The organism is Bacillus sp. FSL P2-0099, from assembly GCF_038007445.1.
Lineage (GTDB): Bacteria > Bacillota > Bacilli > Bacillales > Bacillaceae_G > Bacillus_A > Bacillus_A mycoides.
In genome coordinates this window covers 1,557,611-1,578,899 of the sequence record NZ_JBBOXE010000001.1, presented here as the reverse complement: position 1 = coordinate 1,578,899, position 21,289 = coordinate 1,557,611, and the positions used below count along the sequence as shown (strand labels likewise).

At 36.5% G+C, this 21,289-nt stretch carries 11 protein-coding genes and 1 riboswitch; of the genes, 6 read left to right on the top strand and 5 right to left on the bottom strand.

Features of this window, described 5'->3' with window-relative positions; all coding sequences use genetic code 11:
- Window position 1: 1 nt before the first annotated feature.
- A complete protein-coding gene (locus MKY90_RS08115; RefSeq protein WP_002011905.1) occupies window positions 2-250 on the top strand; it encodes a DUF2564 family protein in 249 nt (82 codons plus the stop codon).
- Between the two features lie 33 nt (window positions 251-283).
- On the opposite strand, the gene MKY90_RS08110 is transcribed toward MKY90_RS08115, so the two are convergent.
- From MKY90_RS08110 to MKY90_RS08100, 3 genes are all read right to left on the bottom strand, one after another.
- On the bottom strand, window positions 284-460 hold the full coding sequence (locus MKY90_RS08110) for a zinc-finger domain-containing protein (protein ID WP_002011906.1): 177 nt from the start codon (window positions 458-460) through the stop codon (window positions 284-286).
- 12 nt (window positions 461-472) lie between these two features.
- Entirely contained in the window at window positions 473-1,132 is a 660-nt protein-coding gene (locus MKY90_RS08105) for a ribonuclease H family protein (RefSeq protein WP_063217930.1), read from the bottom strand.
- Window positions 1,133-1,280: 148 nt separating this feature from the next.
- A complete protein-coding gene (locus tag MKY90_RS08100; protein ID WP_002011909.1) occupies window positions 1,281-1,769 on the bottom strand; it encodes a QueT transporter family protein in 489 nt (162 codons plus the stop codon).
- A gap of 6 nt (window positions 1,770-1,775) precedes the next feature.
- A riboswitch (PreQ1 riboswitch) is annotated at window positions 1,776-1,820 on the bottom strand.
- A gap of 132 nt (window positions 1,821-1,952) precedes the next feature.
- Between MKY90_RS08100 and MKY90_RS08095 the strand changes: the two genes are divergently transcribed.
- The 3 genes from MKY90_RS08095 to MKY90_RS08085 all read left to right on the top strand — a co-directional run bounded on the left by MKY90_RS08095 (window position 1,953) and on the right by MKY90_RS08085 (window position 4,201).
- Window positions 1,953-2,825 (top strand): aldose 1-epimerase family protein, encoded by an 873-nt coding sequence (locus MKY90_RS08095; protein ID WP_002141077.1) that lies wholly within the window; start codon window positions 1,953-1,955, stop codon window positions 2,823-2,825.
- Window positions 2,826-2,895: 70 nt separating this feature from the next.
- Window positions 2,896-3,282, top strand: a complete 387-nt coding sequence (locus MKY90_RS08090) for a reverse transcriptase-like protein (RefSeq protein WP_000573873.1) — start codon at window positions 2,896-2,898, stop codon at window positions 3,280-3,282.
- 13 nt (window positions 3,283-3,295) lie between these two features.
- A complete protein-coding gene (locus MKY90_RS08085) occupies window positions 3,296-4,201 on the top strand; it encodes a DMT family transporter (protein WP_078184218.1) in 906 nt (301 codons plus the stop codon).
- A 2-nt stretch (window positions 4,202-4,203) separates the two neighbouring features.
- Here MKY90_RS08085 and MKY90_RS08080 read toward each other — a convergent pair whose 3' ends face one another.
- Window positions 4,204-4,464: a DUF6123 family protein gene (locus MKY90_RS08080; protein WP_001195213.1), complete on the bottom strand. Its 261-nt coding sequence runs from the start codon at window positions 4,462-4,464 to the stop codon at window positions 4,204-4,206.
- Between the two features lie 182 nt (window positions 4,465-4,646).
- Here MKY90_RS08080 and MKY90_RS08075 point away from each other — a divergent pair, with 182 nt between their 5' ends.
- The gene (locus MKY90_RS08075) at window positions 4,647-5,207 is read left to right on the top strand and encodes a cysteine hydrolase family protein (protein WP_341090992.1); all 561 of its coding nucleotides are present in this window, start codon (window positions 4,647-4,649) and stop codon (window positions 5,205-5,207) included.
- 42 nt (window positions 5,208-5,249) lie between these two features.
- Here the strand turns inward: MKY90_RS08075 and MKY90_RS08070 are convergent, their stop codons facing one another.
- The gene (locus MKY90_RS08070; protein ID WP_341090990.1) at window positions 5,250-6,110 is read right to left on the bottom strand and encodes a GNAT family N-acetyltransferase; all 861 of its coding nucleotides are present in this window, start codon (window positions 6,108-6,110) and stop codon (window positions 5,250-5,252) included.
- Between the two features lie 122 nt (window positions 6,111-6,232).
- On the opposite strand from MKY90_RS08070, the gene MKY90_RS08065 reads away from it, so the two are divergent.
- Entirely contained in the window at window positions 6,233-21,265 is a 15,033-nt protein-coding gene (locus tag MKY90_RS08065; RefSeq protein WP_341090989.1) for a DUF11 domain-containing protein, read from the top strand.
- Window positions 21,266-21,289: the final 24 nt, after the last annotated feature.

Below are 21,289 nucleotides of genomic sequence, written 5' to 3'. Positions count from 1 at the left end.
AATGGGGTCACATGTAAATGATTTTGAAGAAGTAAAATTCCGTGTAGAAACTGCACAAAAAATGGTAGGTTCTGCAACAATTTCAATGGATCCAGACACATTAGAGCATGCCACTACTGCAGTAGAATCGGCTCGTTCTCAGCTTGAAATCATGAAATCCGTTGCAACGGATTTAGATGAGCCATTTCTAATGAATGAAGAAAAAAAATTAAGTAAATGCGAGCATCAATTACATGAAGCGAAGCACTAAAAAACATCCAGAGAAAATTCTCTGGATGTTTTTTTATGACAATTGCTCCCCATACTTTTTCAACTTCTCTCCAACCGTACATTGCCGTATACAAAAAGAATGGGCATAGTATTTACTATGATTTTTCCGATTATGTTCCTGCAGGAAACACCCTCCGCAATACGTTTCTAATAAGTCATTTACCTCTGTAATGAGTTGCTTCTTCTTCACGTGTGCACCTCTCTATTCGGTTATTTCTTTATGACTATCAATTGTCGTCCCTTCTAATGCTTGCGCTGCTAATTGATGTGCCTCTTTATTTTGTTTTCTAGATATCGGTTCACAAATAAGTTTTAATTTCATTTGCTTCGCTTTTTGTTCAATTTGATCTAAGTAATGATTTAAATGTTCATCATAGCAAGGCCATTCACCAGCTAATTGCTGCAGTACAACTTGAGAATCTCCACGAAGTGTAACTGCTTCATATTTAATTCCTAATTCCTCGAGTGTATTCATCCCGTATAATAATGCTGCATACTCCGCTTCGTTATTATCATATATGCCTTCTATGTATGCATTGCGACGAATTCGGTAATTTGTATTTCCTTTTTTATAGTATACACATATACCAACCCCAGCTTCTTTCGTCTGTACATCATAACCACCATCAAAATAAACTTGAATTTCTTGCGGATCTTCCTCCACTTGCTTACTCAGCTTTTTCATTTCCTTTAAGGACCATTCTGCATCCATTTCATCATAAAATGATAGTTCTTTCACTCTTCCTGTTTTCTCAAAATCCTCTGCAAATTGCAGTACATCTTCTATGTTCATATAATCTGTCGTTAATTCCGTCTGCAAACCGCGCTTCGTTTTATACAACCAATGAATTTTATACTTCATACTAGATTCCCCTTTTATAAGACTTCTTATATGTAGCCAGCTAATGAAAGCCTCACTTTATTTTATTATATTGTATCAAGAGTCACAGCATTATATTCAATGTGATTACATACAAAAAGAGCTATCCCTATAGGAATAGCTCTTTCATCTATTGCATAAATCTTTCAAATTGCACTCGCTTATTAATCCAGTACATTACAGGCATACCAATTGCCATTACAACAAATTCACCAACTGCACAAGTTAGCCATGTCAATAAAAATGGCAGATCAAACGCAAGATGAAGTTCAATTGCAATCATAAACATTGTGACTGTAAAAATAACTGTATTAAAAATCATACGAGCCCAAACACCTTTAATGAAGCGCATAGAAATAATAGTTGCAAGTAATGCAAGAATTGATTGCCCTACTCCAAATACTAAATCATAAGCGATCATAGGTGAGAAAAAGAGATTCGTTAAAAATACACCTAATACAATCCCGTAAATTGCTTTCTTATTGAATACAACGAGATGATTAAACATCTCTGAAATACGAAACTGTACACTCGTAAAGCCAAATGGCTGAATAAGCATAGAAACAGCAATATATAATGCCGCTAAAATACCATTACCGACTAATGTTCTTATATTCATGACAAAATCTCCTTAGTTTTTTTACGTGGGATGGTTTCGAACCACGTTATTCGTTTTTTAAGCAACAAGATTACATTTTACGCAATAGACACTCTCTCGTCAATAGATTCCTATCATTAACTACCTTTTTTCTTTTAGAAAACGTATAATAAAACATATGAAAGTTTTAGGAGGTTTCACTTCATGACAGCAACAATTCAAAATGAAAAAGTGATCGTTTCCATTTCTGACAAAGGTGCAGAATTACAAAGCGTTCGCTTAAAAGAAGATAACACTGAATACTTATGGCAAGGCGATTCTACTTATTGGGGGCGCCGCGCACCAATTTTATTCCCAATTGTCGGCCGATTAGTAGATAATACATACTACGTAGATGGTAAACCGTATTCTTTAACACAACACGGCTTTGCTCGTGATCTTACATTCTCTGTACAAGAACAAAGTGAAACGAAAATCACTTATATTGTAACTAGTAATGAAGAAACATTAAAAAAATACCCATACGAATTCGAATTACTCGTTTCTTATGAGCTAGACGGACAAATCGTTCATGTAACATATGAAGTAAATAATCCTGCTTCAAAAGAGATGTTCTTCTCAATCGGAGCACATCCTGGTTTCAACTTCCCCTTATTAGAGGGCGAATCATTTACTGATTATCATTTAGCATTTAATGGTTCTGAACGCTTAGAAACAAGCGTATTAGAAGGACCTTATCTTTCAAGTAAAAAACAATTAATTGCTGAAAATACGAATGAATTACCACTTACATACGATTTATTCAAAAATGATGCGCTTATTTTTGAAAATATGAATACGGATGAAATCTCTATTCGTTCTCATAAACATAATAAATTTGTAAAAGTAGAATTTGACGGATTCCCATTTGTCGGCGTATGGACACCAGGCGAAAACGCACCTTTCTTATGTATTGAACCTTGGTACGGTATTGCTGATGAAGTAAATCCGGCAAAAGATTTCAAGGAAAAAAAAGGAATTCAATCTTTACAAGCGAATGAAACATTTACATGTCGTTATAGTATTACAATCGGCTAAAGTACTCTATCCCCTACTTCAAAGAAACATATAAGTAGGGGATCATCTTATAATTTGGAGGTTTCTCATTTTGATTGAAGTATATATTGATGGTGCATCAAAAGGAAATCCTGGTCCTTCTGGTGCTGGAGTGTTTATTAAAGGGGTGCAACCAGCTGTACAATTATCATTGCCCCTTGGGACAATGTCCAATCATGAAGCAGAATACCACGCCTTACTTGCGGCATTAAAATATTGCACGGAGCATAATTATAACATTGTCTCTTTTCGTACCGATTCGCAACTTGTCGAGCGAGCTGTTGAAAAAGAATACGCAAAAAATAAAATGTTTGCACCACTATTAGAGGAAGCATTGCAGTACATAAAAAGTTTCGATCTCTTTTTTATTAAGTGGATTCCAAGTAGTCAAAATAAAGTTGCTGATGAATTGGCTAGGAAAGCTATCTTACAAAATTAACGGGGGTATGAGTGTGAAAAAGGATTGGATTGCTCCTCTTGCTTTATTATTTGTCTCTTTTATTTGGGGAGCTACGTTTGTTGTCGTCCAAAATGCTATGTCTTTCGTTGGTCCATTTACTTTTAATGGGATTCGCTTTTTATTCGCTGGAATTATTTTATTATTCGTTCAAATGATTTTCTCAAAAAAAGCTTCAAAACAAGATATAAAACAGAGTAGTCTCGCTGGATTGATTGTTGGATTCTTTTTATGTGTTGGCTATTTATTACAAACATTCGGCTTACTTTATACAACTTCTTCAAAAGCTGGTTTCTTAACAGGGCTTAGTATCGTTATGGTACCAATTTTGTCTTTTATCTTTTTAAAACAAAAAGCTACCATTTTCATCGTACTTGGCATTGCTGTAGCAACAGCAGGTTTATACTTATTAACGGCTGGTGATTCTTTTCAATTAAACATTGGAGATATACTCGTTCTCGGTTGTGCAGTTGCTTTTGCTGCCCATATTCTTGTTAACGGTTTCTTTTCTAAGAAAATATCACCTTTATTACTAAGCACCTCTCAAGTATTAGCTGTCGGTATATTTTCTTCTATTTGCGCTTTTTTGTTTGAAGATTGGGAAAAATTATTTTCAGTTTCACTATGGACGAATCAATCCTTTTTATTCGCTCTATTTCTAACTTCCCTATTTGCGACATCCATTGCTTTTTTCATTCAAACATCGGCACAAAAACATACTTCTCCAACAAGAGTAGCAATTATTTTCGCAATGGAGCCCGTTTTTGCTGCATTAACAGGCGTTCTAGTTGCAAATGAACAGCTTTCTATTTCTGCTATTATTGGATGTCTATGTATTTTCCTAGGTATGGTTTTTGTTGAATTACCTTCCAAAACGAAAAAAGAAGCGCAGGCTGCGTGAAGTTACGCTTGTAACTTCCGCATAAAAGCCTTAGCGCTTTTTTTATCTGTAATTTCTTCTTCTTTCAATCGTTCTAATAACGCAACAAAATAACTGCCATCAAACTGTAATTGATGTTTAATCGTCGCTTCTATTGCTACGTTCACAATCCCATCAGATGCACCAGTATATCCTTGTCCGAACATAATAAATCCTTGTGCTTCCTCTGATAATTTAAATCCTTTCGTATGTAAGAATGAAAGATAATCTTCTACTGTTTGCATGATATTCCCACCTACTCAAAAATTCTCCACTTCTTATCATACATGTTTTTATACTCTATGAGAATGAAATTTATTTGACAACTTTGTAAATCTATCGTCTACTTCTTAGAAAAAAGAGGAGTTCCTTACAATATAAAAGAATATGTAAAGTGGAATTTATTTTATATTAAAGGGGATATCGAATGAAACAAGCACTATTAATTATCGATGCTCAGCAAGAATTAATGGATGGAAATGAACAAGAAAATGAAGTTTTTCGTAAAACCGAGCTATTATCTACACTAAATACAGCCGTACAGAAAGCAATAGATTCAAATGCCCTTATTGTTTTCGTAAGAGATATCGATGTTGCTTCTGGTAGCGGAGAAGGATTTGAAGTACATAATCAAATTAAAGTACCTCAGTCTGCAATCCTTATTAATAAAGCAGCAACAAACTCATTCTATGGCACTTCTTTACTTGAACTTTTAAAAGAAGAAAAAATTAATCATATTGTTATAGGTGGATGTAAAACAGAACATTGCATTGACACCGCAGTTAGAACAGCTACTGTACAAGGATTTGACGTTACATTAATTAAAAATGGTCATTCCACAACTGATTCTGACGTATTGTCTGCAGAGCAAATTATTGGTCATCATAATAAAACTCTACACGGTCATTATAATGTTGATCATTTTTCTATGGTGAGAGATATCAAGGAAGACCTTTTTCAACCTATTCATGATCAATATCGCGATTAATTTGGCTATAAAAAAGAATCCTTTTCACAAAAGGATTCTTTTTTATCCAAAAATTTGCGCTGCAATACTGTATAGTTCTCCATTTCTTTTCAAAAATTGATCACTATTTTTTATCATAATTGGTGGGGTATTAACCTTTTGAAAACCAGTAATCTCTAATTCTTTCATGAAACCTTTCTTTCCTTCTGGTACATCAATTCTTAATTTACCATGATGCTCTCTTGCTAAATAATGTACCATTCTCATTGCCATCGCATCATTTTTAGCAACGACCGGTCCTATTATTTTATTTTCTGGCGTTTGTATACTTAAACCGTAACCTAATACATTTTGTTGTGCATCCTTTGTAACAATACATTGTTCACTTTGTATAATTCGATACTTTAAAAACTCTTCTCTATTTGTTCCAAATGCATCTTTATCTATTTGTATTATTTCTTCTAAATCACGTTCTTCATAATTCACAATATACTCTTCATTTCCTACACAATGGTAATTCGCATTGTACGAGTTACATATGTATTTAGAAACATGACTAACAGCCCTGAATCCTATTTTTTCATATAAAATTTCCCCCTCATCCGTAGCAATAAGCATAATGGGGGTTTGAGTTGATACGCTTTTAACACATGAATCCGTTATTATCTTTCCAATCCCTCTTCCTTTATAATCTGGATGTACAATTACCATTCCAATTGAGGCTAATGTCTCCCCGTATAGTATAATTGCTGCGCTAGCAATAAGCTCTTCTCTCTCATTTACTACACCATATACTATACCCGTATTCAAAATCATCTCAATTTCCTCTCTGTTGTAATCCCAGCCAATATGAGAAGATAATGCTACAATATCCTCTATTTTCCCTTTCCTAAGACGCTCCACCCTAATCTCCACTTCAATCATTCCCCATCTCCTTCTTTAGACGTTTGAACCATTCTGCATGAATCAACTTGTACATGTTTCCCTTTATCACTTACACACATATCCTATTTTGACCAAGACTATATTGTAAATGAGGTGACAACATGCCCATTACGAATCGATTTTCTACCACCACTAACGGCGCACTCGCTATTACAGGAAATACACTAGGATTAAGTAAAATTAGCAATCTAAACCGTGCTGGTACAATCGGGGCAATTGGTGCATTCGTAACTACGAATACCGCTTTACAAGTAACTACTTTTCCTGCAGGTACAACGTTAAGCTATACACAAAATAGTTCTACCGCTATTTTGAATATCCCTGCTGGTAGTACTATTCTTTACGCAGAACTCGTTTGGGGTGGAAACTATTTATCTCGGGATCAAAACATTACGAGTGTATTAGGAAACCCAGTTTCTTTTACAACACCTGTGTCAACATACTCAATTACCCCTTCGGCTGTTACAGCTTCAAATCAAACATTCGTTTCTGGATCTGTCACATTTGGATTTTATACACGATCAGCGGATGTAACATCACTCGTTCAAGCTGCTGGATCTGGATCTTATACAACAGGTTCTGTTCCTGGACTTGTAGATCCTTTAGACGCTTCTAATGGAGCCATTAATTCTGCAGGATGGACGCTTATTGTCGCTTATCAAAACGGTTCCTTACCCGCAAGAAATTTAACAATTTACGTAGCTGGTAACCGTGTTTCTGTAGAAACCGGTAGTGCAGATGTATCTGTCTCAGGGTTTTTAACACCTGCTGGGGGACCTGTAAGCGGGAGATTATTTTTAAGTTCTACTGAAGGGGATGCTGATTTAACTGGGGATCAAGCTTTATTTGGACCAAATTTCAGTTCATTAAATGCATTATCTGGGCCAAATAATGCTGTTAATAATTTCTTCGGTTCTCAAATTAATAATGCTGCAGGGAACTTAGATACAACTGGTACATTTGGAACGCGAAACCAGAGTGCCTCTACAAGTACAAATATCTCCGCTGGAAGACAAGGATGGGACATTACTTCCATTGATATTTCTCCTTATTTAACAAATTCCCAAGTATCTGCCTCAATTCGTTTAACTACTAACGGGGATGCATATATGTTAAATACAGTCGGTTTACAAATCAATATAAACTCACCTAATATACAAGCAACTAAAAGCGTGAATAAAAGTGTCGCTACAATTGGAGATATTCTAACCTATACAGTTACTGTTCCTAACACCGGGCTTCTTCCTGCAAATAACGTTACTTTTACAGATGTTCTCCCAAACGGTACTTCCTTTATACCTGGAAGCGTAACGATAGATAACGTACCACAAACAAATGCAAATCCGGTCGCCGGTATATCTCTGGGGACAATTAATAATGGCTCTTCTCGTACAGTAGCTTTCCAAGCGACTGTCGTTTCTCTTCCAAGTCAAAATCCTATCTCTAACACTGCGAATATTACATTTCAATATACACCGATTGCCGGAGGAACGACTTTTAACGGTCTTGCAACAAGTAACTCTGCAGGAACACAAATTAACCTCGCAGATATTAATGGCACAAAATCAGTTAACAAACTTTTTACCGATATTGGTGAAACATTAACTTACAGTATTGCCTTAGCTAATATAGGAAATATCGCTGCAACGAATGTTATATATACAGATCCGATTCCTAGCGGGACCACTTTCATTCCAGGGAGTGTAACTGTTAACGGAGTTACTCAAGGGGGAGCAAATCCCGCTAATGGTATATCAATCGGATCTATTGCTGCAAATTCTACTACTACTATTTCCTTTCAAGTATTCGTTCCTTCTATCCCACAAACAAATCCAATATTAAATAGTGGTACAACAACATATCAATACATTCCTGTACCAAACCAGCCGGCAGTAAGCGGGACTGACACGACGAATATTGTCTCCACGCAAGTGAATAATGCTACTGTAACAATGACAAAAGCAGTAGATAAAAACTATGCAGATATTGGCGATACACTTACTTACACTGTTGCCTTTACAGGAACAGGTAATACGAATGCGAACAATGTTATTTTTACAGATGTCATTCCTACAGGAACAACTTTTGTCCTAAACAGTTTAACAATAGATGGTACGACACAAGTTGGAGCAAATCCGGCTAACGGTGTGAATATAGGATCCATCGCAACTGGCACAACCAAAAACGTTTCATTTCAAGTAGTAGTTAATACAATACCCGCGTCAAATGTCGTATCTAACGGATCAAGCGCTTCTTATCAGTACACCGTCAACCCTAGCCAATCGCCCGTTACGAAAAACATTTCTTCTAATCTCGTTTCTACTCAAATTAACAATGCGAATTTAACATTAACAAAATCTACAAATAAACAATTTGCCACAATTGGCGAAACGATAAGTTATACAATCCTTATTACAAACAGTGGAAATACGCCCGCTAATAACGTTCAACTAACAGATCCACTTCCAAACGGAACGATATTAACATTAGGTTCTGTAACGCTCAACGGCGTTTTGCAAAATGTAGATTCTCTCGTTGCTTTACCTATCGGCACAATTCCTGGTGGAGCTACTTTCACCTTATCCTTCCAAGTAACAGTCATTAACATTACTGCACAAAACCCTATCATTAATAACGCTTTCTCCTCTTATATTTACACTGTAAATCCAAGCCTGCCACCAACTTCAAAAACAGCAAATTCTAATTCTGTTACATCAACAATTAGACTAGCAAATCTTCATGCTAATAAATCTGTAAGTCAAACGTTTGCGGAAGTTGGTGATGTATTAACTTACACCTTTGCTCTTACAAACGATGGAAATGTTACAGCGAACAATGTATTACTATCCGATTCCATTGCGAATGGCACTTCCTTTGTACCGAACAGTGTTATAGTTAACGGTGTTACTCAGCCGGGCGCAACACCAGCTAGCATCAATATTGGTAGCATCAATGCTAATACTACAATTACAGCTTCATTCCAAATATTAATAACTAGTATTCCAAATCCTAATCCTATTTTGAATAGCGCTTCCATCTCCTATAACTTTATCGTTGATCCAAACGCTTCTCCTGTAAGTACAAACACAACTACAAACACTACATTTATCCAAGTTAATGATGCAAATGTAATTTCGGCAAAATCAGTGGATCGAGAGTTCGCTACTGTTGGAGATATATTAACTTATACCGTTATTTTAACGAATGCAGGAAGCGTTTCTGCTGATAATCCTACTTTCATAGATATAAATCCAGATGGTACTACCTTTATTCCAAATACTTTTCTTATTAATGGCGTTTTGCAAAACAATGCAGATCCAAATATCGGTGTCCTGTTACCTTCTATTCCTGCTAGCGGATTAATTACCGTTTCTTATCAAGTAACTGTCACTGCTTTACCAGCCCAAAATCCAACAACTAATTCATCGAGTACACAGTATAGTTTCGTTCTAAATCCAGGTGATCCACCAATTATAGAAACATCTTTAAGTAATACTGTAAGTACACAAATTAATTTAGCAAATGTAGTTATTGTCAAAGAGGTAGATTTAACTATTGCCGATGTCGGGCAACCAATCACGTATACAATTTCCTTAGCTAACCTTGGCAATACTACAGCAAACAATGTTGTTGTTACCGATATAATCCCTCCCGGCACCACTATCGTACCAAATAGTATTTTTATAGGTGGCACTTTACAGCTAGGTGCAGACCCAAGTACCGGCCTTCAAGTCGGCTCCATTCCTGCAGGTGGTTTTACAACGATTGTTTTTCAAATAAGTGCAAATGGGCTACCTTCACCAAATCCAATTCAAAATAGCGCTTCACTTCAATATAACTTTATCGCTGATCCAAATTTACCTGTTGTTGTGAAAAACGCTACTAGTAATATAGTAACTACACAAATTAATACTGCTAATATTGTTGCTACAAAACTAACGAGCACAAATTTCGCTGATGTTGGTGATGTCATATTATATGCGACTATTTTAACAAATAACGGGAATATCCCTGCTTCTAATGTAACGTTTACAGATATCATTCCAGCGGGTACCCTGTTCATTCCTAATACTGTAACGATTAACAATGTCCCTATAGCAAATGCAAATCCTGCTAACGGTATTTTTATCGGTACGATAGGAGCGAATTCATCACGAACCGTTGCATTCCAGGTTCTTGTACCAACTATCCCTGCTGTAAATCCGATTACGAATCAATCAGGCACAACATTCCAATATACGTACGATCCATCCAAACCAGCTGTAATGCAGATGGTGGCTTCTAACACGGTACAGACAACTATTAATAACGCCTCAATTGCCGCTACAAAATCTGCAGATAAACAGTTTGCTAACGTAAATGATATTATTACGTACACGACTACTTTAACGAATAGTGGGAACACACTTGCATCAAATGTAATATTTACAGATGTAATTCCAAACGGGACATCGTTTATTCCTAATAGTGTAACAGTAAATGGGAATACACTCCCTAATGTAAATCCAGCAAATGGAATTGCAATTGATCCAATCAATCCGAATGCAAATACTACAATCTCATTTCAAATAAAAGTAAATTCCATCCCTAGTCCAAATCCAATCCCGAACCAAAGTAATACAACGTATCAATATATTGTAAATCCTAACTTACCTCCAGCATCTGCCAATACGGTAAGTAACGTAATAACAACTCAAATTAATAATGCTACGATCGTCGCTACTAAATCAGTGAATACACCGACAGCTGCAATTGGAGATATCGTTACCTATACGATTGCAGTTACAAACACTGGAAATATCCCTGCTAGTGCAAATGTTTTAACGGATGGGCTTGGCGCAGGAGCTTCATTTATCCAAAACTCCGTAACTATAAATAATGTTCCACAACCAGGATTAGATCCATCACTTGGTATTCACTTAGCAGATATTCCACCAGGTAATACTGTATTTATTTCTTTTCAAGCACAAATTTTAGCGATACCGCCTAGTGGCACATTAACAAATAACGCCCTTGTAAATTATGAATATACAGTGAATCCAAACCAATCACCTGCTGTTGGTAGTACAATTACAAACACAACAGTTACTCCAATCATTGATGCTACTCTATCTATAAATAAAACTGTCAATTCAACATTCGCTACTATTGGAGATACACTTACTTTCACTTCTACCATTACTAATTCCGGTAACACTACCGCAAACAATGTTATTTTTACAGATTTAATTCCAGATGGTACAACGTTTATTCCAAATAGTTTTACAGTAAATGGAACAACTATTCCTAATGCAAATCCACAAAATGGTATCAATATCGGTAACATAAATTCAAATGCATCAGTTATACTCAGCTTTCAAGTAAACATTACAACGATTCCAAATCCTAATCCAATCCCTAATAAATCATCGGTTCAATATAGTTTTATTGTAGATATTAATGAACCACCTGTTTCACGAACAGTTAAATCCAATAAAACTTTTACACAAGTAAATACTGCTTCCGTTATCGCAACAAAAACTGCGAGTAGTGCATTTGCTGCTGTTGGAGATACAATTACGTATACAACAACCCTTACCAATAGTGGAAATACAACTGCAAACACACCTGTTTTTATAGATATATTACCACCTGAACTTTCATTCGTGCCTGATAGCGTACAAATTAATACCATCCCACAACTTGGATTTAGGCCAGATAGCGGGATTCCTTTAGACCCAATTCCAGTTGGAGGAACGACAACCATTAGTTTCCAAGCCATTGTCGGTTCAATACCAGCTTCAAACCCTACGATGAACCAATCTAGTACAACATACTCTATCATTGTTGACCCTACCGAGCCGCCTGTTACAGAAACGGCTACTAGTAATCCGGTCTTAGTTCAAATAAATGAAGCAATCATTCAAGCAACGAAAAGTGTGGATCGTATCTTTTCTGACGTAGCACCTGGAAATTCATTTTTAACGTATACTGTTTTATTAGACAATATAGGGAACACGACTGCTACTAATATCATTTTTACAGATCCGATTCCAAATAATACAGTATTTATAGAAGATAGCGTTCGAGTAGGTGGGGTTTTATTACCTGGAGTAAATCCAGCGAATGGGATACCAATTGGAGATATTATTGCAGGAGATTTTATAAACGTCACCTTCCGCGTGCAAGTAGTTAGTATTCCAAATCCAATTTTCACAATTGGGCCTGGGGGACCAAACTCACCGGTTGTAAACGGTGCTTCTATTAATTACCAATTTATGACAGGACCTAATTTACCACTCGTTTCACGAAGTACAACATCCAATTCTGTTTCGACACAAATAAATTCCGGGGAAATTGTAGCGGTTAAATCCGCGGATAAAAATTTCGCAACGATCGGCGATACAATTTCTTATACAATTACATTAAATAACCCTGGAAATGTCACTTCACAAAATATAATTTTCACGGATATTTTGCCTGATGGAACGACATTTATTTCCGGGACTCTTACAAGCGATTCTGGTACACAGCAAATTGGAAATCCAGCTAGCGGGATACAGATTGAAAATATAAATCCAGGTGGAACGGCCATTATTACTCTCAACGTACTTGTTACAAACATTCCAAGTATAAATCCAATTTCTAATTCTAGTTCTATACAATTTCAGCATATTGTTGATCCAAGTCAACCCGCTATAACACAAACCGTTTCATCTAATACCGTTACTACGACAATAAATAGTGCAATATTAACTACAACAAAAAGTGCTGATAAATCTATAGTGTCTGTTGGAGATACGATTACGTATACCACTACTATTACAAATACAGGGAATACAGCAGCAACGAATATAACATTCACAAGCGCTATTCCAGCTAGCACTACATTCATACCAAATTCAGTTACAGTAAATGGAGTTCAGCAACCTGGTGCGCAACCAGCACTTGGAGTAAATTTACCAAATATCGCACCCGGTGAAACAGTAACCGTTACTTTCCAAGTAAATGTTATTTCTGTTCCCCCTTCAAGCTCGATTATGGGTAACGATACAATTTTATATTCTTATACTGTTGATCCAAACGGAGCTACTACTTCTACTTCTACTTCAACGAATATTGTTACAAACCCTGTATTAGATGCTATGATTACGATAATTAAATCAGTCGATCAAACACTTGTAACGCTAGGTGATACCATTACCTATACGACAATTTTAACGAATAGTGGTAATACAAACGCAACTAATATTACTTTCACTGACCTTATACCAGATGGTACAACGTTTATTACTGATAGCGTTACAATAGATGGCATCACGCAAATTGGTCTTAATCCTAATACAGGTATAACGATTGGAGCAATCGCTCCTAACAACTCAATATCAATAGCATTTCAAGTTACCGCTACTTCTACTCCTGTTCAAAATCCTATTGCCAATTCGGCTAGTGCTTCTTACACATTTATCGCTGACCCTAATGCCCCTATTGTTTCAAGGAATGTTACTTCAAACACAGTGTTCACTACAATTAACACAGCTACCATTCTTTCATTAAAACAAGTCGATAAATCCTTTAGTCGTATTGGAGACACACTCACCTATACTGTTACTTTAACAAACAATGGAAACTCATCCGCACAAAATGTTATTTTCTCAGATACAATGCCGAGCGGAACTACATTTATTGCAAACTCATTTTCTATTAACGGGGTTTCTCAAAGTGGTGCGGACCCATCGAACGGTGTAAATATTGGGCCTATAACAGCTGGGTCTACAGTAACTGTTTCATTCCAAGTAAACGTGGCGTCATTACCAACCGAAAACCCAATTGTAAATTTCTCATCAACATCGTATCAATTAGTCTCACCGCCTGATGCAGAAACTTCAATTAGTAATCCTGTTTCAACACAAATTAGAGAAGCTATATTATCTATGACGAAAAATGAAAGTCTATCCTTTGCAGATGTCGGGCAAACTGCTTTTTACACTACTTCTATTGCCAATGTAGGCAATACGGATGCAACTAATATTGTATTCACAGATGTATTACCAAGTGGACTCACATTTGTTCCTAACACATTAACTGTCGATGGCATTTTACAACCTAATGCGGATCCAAATACAGGTGTATTACTTGCAGCACTTCCACCAAATGAAATATATAGTATCGTCTTTCAAGTTACAGTGAACAGCATTCCACCTATTAATCCAGCACCGAATACAGCATCAACGACATATGAGTTTACTGTTGATCCAGGTAATCCGCCGGTATCGAATACAGCTAGCTCCAACACTACACTTCTTCAAATAAACAACGCAAATATTATTAGCACCAAAACAGCAAATCTTACTTTTGCGGATGTTGGTAATACAATAACATTTACACTTAACCTTCCTAATACCGGGAATGTGGCTGCTACTGATGTTACCGTTATCGATATACTTGATAGCAATTTAAGTTTCGTTCCAAACAGTTTCACAGTTAATGGGCAAACCATTCCAAACGCTGATTTATCTACTGGTGTAAATATCGGTTCAATTAATGGTGGAAACACATCAATCGTCACATTCCAAGCCATCGTTTCAACCCTCCCAATCAACAATCCTATTTCTAATTCGGCTCTTACCACTTACCGTTATATTGTTGATCCAGATCAGCCGTTCATTTCAACCTCTAATCAATCTAATACAACGACAACACAAGTTAATAGCGCTATCCTTACTGCACAAAAAAATTCAAATGTGGAAACAGTAGATATTGGGCAAGATATTGTCTACTCAGTTACGATTACAAATAGCGGAAATGTTAGTGCGACGAGTGTTATTTTTACCGACCTAATTCCAGACGGAACTTCCTTTGAACCGAATAGTTTTACACTTAACGGAACTACCATCCCAAATGTAGACCTAATTACAGGCGTTCCAATTGGTGATATCGCGCCAAACCAGTCTGTCATCGTAACATTTCATATTAGTGCCGATGAAATTCCGCCTATAAATCCAATTACCAATCAAGCTAGCGTTAGCTTCCAGCATATCGTTAATCCGGCTAATCCACCTGTTTCAAAAAATATTACTTCTAATAGCGTTACAACAAAAATTGAAAGTGCAATTTTAAACACTATTAAAATAGGAGATAAAGCTTTTGCAACGATCGGTGATACGATTACGTATACAACCACTATTACGAATACAGGAAATATCTCTGCTAACAACGTTGTTTTCTCAGACCCTATACCGACATGGACACAATTTGTTGCAGGATCAGTCATTGTTGATGGCACTTCATTACCATCCGCTTCTATCATTGACGGTGTTGGCATAAATACAATAACTCCAAATCAAATCGTAACAATTATGTTCCAAGTGCAAATCGTAAGCAATCCAACAACGTTCACACCTGAACTCCAAAACTTAGGATTTGTTAACTTCCAATATAACGTAGGCAATTCATTACAAGCTCAGCCTGGCAATGTGGAGACGAACGTCTTCGTTACTTCTATTAATTCAGCAATACTTTCGGCCGTAAAAACTGCTAATACAGCCTTTGCAAATATCGGAGACACGATCACTTATACAGTTTTGATTCAAAATATCGGCAATACAAACGCTACAAATTTAAATTTCTCAGACATTATTCCAGCTGGAACGACTTTTTTTGAAAATAGTTTTACTGTAAATGGAAGTACCATTCCAGGGGCAAATCCAAATAATGGAGTTAATATCGGAACCGTTAACGCAGACAGTTCATTAGCTGTTACGTTCCAAGTCATAGTTACAACTACTCCACCTTCAAACCCAATTACAAACGTTGCATCTATTCAATACTCATTCATTGTTGATCCGGCAGCTCCTCCTGTTACAAGCACAATAAATTCTAATAGCGCTTCAACACAAATTAATAACGCTACTGTTACAACTGTTTTAGAAGCAAATCGTTCAATTGTATCTATCGGAGATGTAATTACGTATACAGCAACATTAACGAATACTGGAAACTTCCCTGCAAATTCTGTATTACTCATTAACGGTGTTCCTGAAGGAGCATTATTCGTTCCAAATAGTGTTACGCTAAACGGGATTTCACTTCCAGATGCCAGTCCAACTCTCGGTATTCCAGTTGGTATTATCGCACCAGGTGATTCTGCTACTATTACGTTCCAATTTCTTGCAAGTTCTATTCCACCGCAAGGGGCGATTATAAATCAAGCCATTACAAGTTACACGTATATTGTCGATCCAAGTCAACCTCCAGTTACAGCAACATCCTCATCTAACACGGTTAATACAGCTGTCGTTGATGCATCGTTATCCGTAATTAAAAATACAGATTCTCTCGTACAATCTACCGAAGGTACAATCACTTACACAGTAGTCGTTCAAAATAACGGCAATACAACTGCAAATACAGTTACTTTAACAGATTTGGTCCCAGAAGGAACTGCATTTATTCCGAATAGCGTGACCATTAATGGAGTTTCAGTTCCAGGTGCCGATCCAAACGTAGGAATACCATTAAACTCCGTTGCGCCGTCAGAAATTGTCACCGTCACATTCCAAGTTATCGTTCAATCCATTCCAAGCGTGAATCCAATTTCTAATATAGCCCGTATTGACTATACTTTTATCGCCGATCCAACCTCTCCTATCATCTCTCGAACAATTACGTCTAATCCAGCTTTCACACAAATTTCGGATGCGAATGTTCTTTCTTTAAAAGCAGTCAATGCACAACAAGCAACAACAGGTGATATTTTGACTTATACGATAACACTAGAAAATACCGGAAATATTCCAGCTACTAATCTCATATTTTCAGATACTATTCCAGAAGGGACTACATTCGTAGAAAATAGTTTTACACTTAATGGAACAGCTATACTTGGTGCAAATCCAAATGTAGGGGTTGCTTTGCCTAACCTAGTAGCAAACGCTACTCACCTTATTTCGTTCCAAATTCTTATTAACGATCCATTCTCGCAAGAATCGATTACAAATCAATCCAATACAACATATACAATTCAACCAGATCCAAGCCAGCCGCCTATTACTGAAACATCTACAAGTAATATTGTCATTACAAATTTTGTGCAAGCACAATTGACAATTACAAAAACGTCCAATCCAATAACTGTAGATATTGGCGGAACTATACTTTATATTTCTGAAGTGAAAAATATCGGCAATGTTGACGCAATAAATATTATTTTTACAGATTCTATTCCAGCTGGGACTACATTCGTTCCCGATAGTGTCACAATTAACGGTGTCCTGCAACCAGGTGTAAATCCAGAAAACGGAATACCAATTGGAACGATTGCAGCAAACAGTTCCAAAACAATACTATTTCAAGTGCAAACAAACAATCCACCTACTGAAACCGAAATTGTAAATCAATCTTCTGTAAATTACCAATATGTAAGTATTCCTACAGCTCCACCGGTGAATCGCTCTGCAAATTCTAACATTGTTACAACATCACTTCAAAATGCAAATATTATTTCTGTTAAAAGCGCGGATGTAACTTTCGTATCAATTGGGCAAATTATTACCTACACAAATACACTACAAAATATAGGAACCATTCCAGCTAACAATACCGTGTTTATTGATAACATTCCAGAAGGTACTATATTCATTGAAGATAGCTTATCAATAAATAATGTGATTCAGCCTGGCGCGAATCCTGAAAACGGAGTAACTCTCAGCACGATACAACCAAATGAAACAGTCACTATTTCATTCCAAGTACAACTTACAAATATACCGTCCGGCAATACAGTCATTAATATTTCAGACACTTCGTACGAATACCAAATTGACCCTAGCTCTCCGATTATTCAGCGTAGATCGTTATCAAATGCAGTAAACACGGCAGTGCGGACGGCAAATGTTAGTGCAATTAAATCCGCCAATAGATCCATTACACGCATCGGTCAAATCATCACATATACAGTCGCCGTTACAAACGCTGGTACAGTACCTATTACAAATACTCTCCTAATTGACGCAATTGCAGCTGGCACCACATTCGTTCCAAATAGCATCCTTGTAGATGGCATACCAAGACCTAACGAAAATCCAATTACTGGAATCACCCTTGATATTATCCTTCCAAATAATACGATTATTGTTACGTTCCAAGTAAATGTAGTCTCTATACCTTCTCAAAATAATATTAATAATATCGCTGTCATTCACTATGAATATCAACCGGATCCAAGCTCACCACCAATTTCAGAAACGACCTCTTCCAATACTACAAATATACAATTTATTGATGCTATTCTTATCGCTACAAAATCCGCTAATAAAGTATTAGCTAACATTGATGAAACCATTGAATATACAGTATTAATCCAAAATAACGGATCGACTACAACTAACTCCATTTTTTTTACAGATACTATCGAGGATGGAACAGTATTTATTCCTGGAAGTGTAATAGTTAACAATACTATAATTCCTGCAGCAGATCCGAATATCGGCTTTTCCATTCCTAATATCGCGTCAGGTCAATCGACAACAATAACATTCCAAGTTTCCGTTACGAATTTACCTGCTGTAAATCCAACACCTAATACTGCAAACATCGTCTACGATTTTATTTTCAATCCTGACTTTGCACCAATTCAAAAATCTACTACTTCCAATACTACTTTCGTTCAAATTAATGACGCTGATATCGTTTCACTGAAAACTGTTGATTTGACTTCTGTAACGATTGGTGACATTTTAACTTATACAACAACTTTAACGAATACAGGGAATACGGATGCTACTGCGGTTGTATTTACAGACAATATTCCTGATGGAACAACCTTTATAAACGGTAGCGTTTTAGTAAATAATATTCCTCAGCTTAACGCCAATCCAAGTGCCGGTATACTTGTAGGAACGATTGCTCCTAACATTTCTATCCCAGTCACGTTTTCCGTTACTGTGTTAGCTCTTCCAGCTAGCGGTCGTATTCAAAATCAATCCACTTCTCGTTATACAATTAATGGTGAAGAACAAATATCGACTAGTAATATTACCTTCACTGAAGTTATTTCTGCTAATGTAATTGCAACAAAAACAACGCCTATCCAATACGCTGACCTACAAACTATCATCCCTTACACAATTTCCATCACAAACAATGGGAATATACAAGTAGAAAACATTATCGTTACTGATATCATTCCAGCAAATACGAGCTTTATAGAGAATAGTGTTATTGTGAATGGCAACGCTCGGCCAAATGACAATCCACTTAGCGGTATACCAATTGATAACATTCCGCCTAATACGACAGCAACTATTCTATTCCAAGTCCGGGTTACTTCCATTCCGCAAACAAATCCAATCTCTAACACGAGTACAATTGAATATGAATACACGGTACCAGATAGGCCACCTATTACCGAAACTATTATTTCATCAGCTGCCGTAACAGAAATTCATCACGCGAATTTAAATAGCAATAAAACTGTTGACCTTGCATTTGCAACGGTCGGTGATACGTTAACGTATACGATTACACTAAATCAAACTGGTAATGTTTCAGCAGATGATGTAGTCATTCAAGATATTATTCCTCAAGGTACTACGTTTATAGAAAATAGTGTCATTGTAAACGGAGAAACTGTTCCGGGAGTTAATCCAGTAAGCGGCATACCAATTGGTACTATAATTGTAGGTGGAGATGCCATCGCTTCATTCCAAGTAACTGTAACTTCTATTCCAACACCAAATGAACTCAACAACAAAGCAATTACTACTTTTAACTATATAGTCAATCCAAATAACTTACCTGTTACAAATACGACTACAACAAATACTGTCACAACAACTGTCCAAAATGATAATGTCGTTGCCATAAAATCTGTTAATGCCACGAATGCATTACCTAGTCAAACTTTAACGTATACAATTACAATTACTAATAGCGGTAATGTAACGATTGAAGACCTTCTTGCCATAGACACCGTACCAGTAGATACAATTTTCATTACTGGCAGTGTTACGATTAACGGGATCAATCAGCCTAATGCGAATCCTGAAAATGGTATTCCATTAGGAAACCTTGCTCCTAATGAACCTGTTGTCATTACGTTCCAAGTAACAATATCTTCTTCGACTCTTCAAACTGCTATCAATAACGACGCTTCTGTTTCCTATACTGTTACCATTGATCCGAATGAACCACCTATTACAATTACAAAGCAAACAAATACCGTTACAACAACGATCGTTGATCCAATGGTGCGCATTGAGAAAAACGCTGACAAATCTTCTGTCGTTATAGGGGATATTATTACATTCACACTAGACGTATTTAATCATTCCCCAATTCCTACAGTAAGTACTTCCGTTTTAGATATGATTCCAGCTGGTACAACATTTATAGAAAACAGTGTAACAATTAACGGTACTCCGGTTCCAAATATTCGACCAGACACTGGTATTAACATTGGTTCCTTATCGGCAGATGGAGTAGCAACTATAACATTTAAAGTTCTCGTAACTTCTATCCCTTCAAACAGTACAATTATCAATTCCGCAACAGTTACAGCTGCTTTCCAATTGACACCACAGGATCCAATTATTATTTTCATTGTCAATTCGAATATTGTTCGTATACCAGTTCAATTTATAACGGCAGCAGTGATAAAAAATGCTTCCGTCAGCTCTGCTTATTTAAACCAATATTTTGATTATACAGTGCGTATTACGAATACTTCCGAGATTTCACTTTCAAATATTTCATTACAAGACACCATTCCAGCAGGTTTACAATTTATGAACGGTACGGTCTTCATTAATGGGGAACGCTCTCCACTAGCGAATCCGAATATCGGTTTCCTAGTCGCTACTAATTTGGAACCTAACGAAACAATTATCGTGTTATTCACAGTACAAGTGATAAGTCCACCTATTAATAATGAATTTAAAAACACGGCAAACGTTTCTTTACAACTTCAAGTCTCTCCTACCGATCCACCAATCACAGTAACCATTACAAGTAACGAAAACATCGTCACCTTCATTCTAGAAAATCCAGATGAAACACTTCCAAATTTAAATTGTTTCTTTGACGGTGAACGTTTCATACGCATTACTCCTCGAAATATACGAAATTACTTTTGGACTTGGATTTGGTGGCGTTAATCAAAAAAGAAAAAGCTTGTAGTT

Excerpts from the sequence above, each read along its gene's own strand:
- MKY90_RS08105 (WP_063217930.1), bottom strand. The coding sequence starts at position 1,132 with ATGAAGTATAAAATTCATTGGTTGTATAAAACGAAGCGCGGTTTGCAG.
- MKY90_RS08100 (WP_002011909.1), bottom strand. The coding sequence starts at position 1,769 with ATGAATATAAGAACATTAGTCGGTAATGGTATTTTAGCGGCATTATAT.
- MKY90_RS08080 (WP_001195213.1), bottom strand. The coding sequence starts at position 4,464 with ATGCAAACAGTAGAAGATTATCTTTCATTCTTACATACGAAAGGATTT.
- MKY90_RS08075 (WP_341090992.1), top strand. The coding sequence starts at position 4,647 with ATGAAACAAGCACTATTAATTATCGATGCTCAGCAAGAATTAATGGAT.
- MKY90_RS08070 (WP_341090990.1), bottom strand. The coding sequence starts at position 6,110 with ATGATTGAAGTGGAGATTAGGGTGGAGCGTCTTAGGAAAGGGAAAATA.
- MKY90_RS08095 (WP_002141077.1), top strand. The coding sequence starts at position 1,953 with ATGACAGCAACAATTCAAAATGAAAAAGTGATCGTTTCCATTTCTGAC.
- MKY90_RS08065 (WP_341090989.1), top strand. The coding sequence starts at position 6,233 with ATGCCCATTACGAATCGATTTTCTACCACCACTAACGGCGCACTCGCT.
- MKY90_RS08115 (WP_002011905.1), top strand. The coding sequence starts at position 2 with ATGGGGTCACATGTAAATGATTTTGAAGAAGTAAAATTCCGTGTAGAA.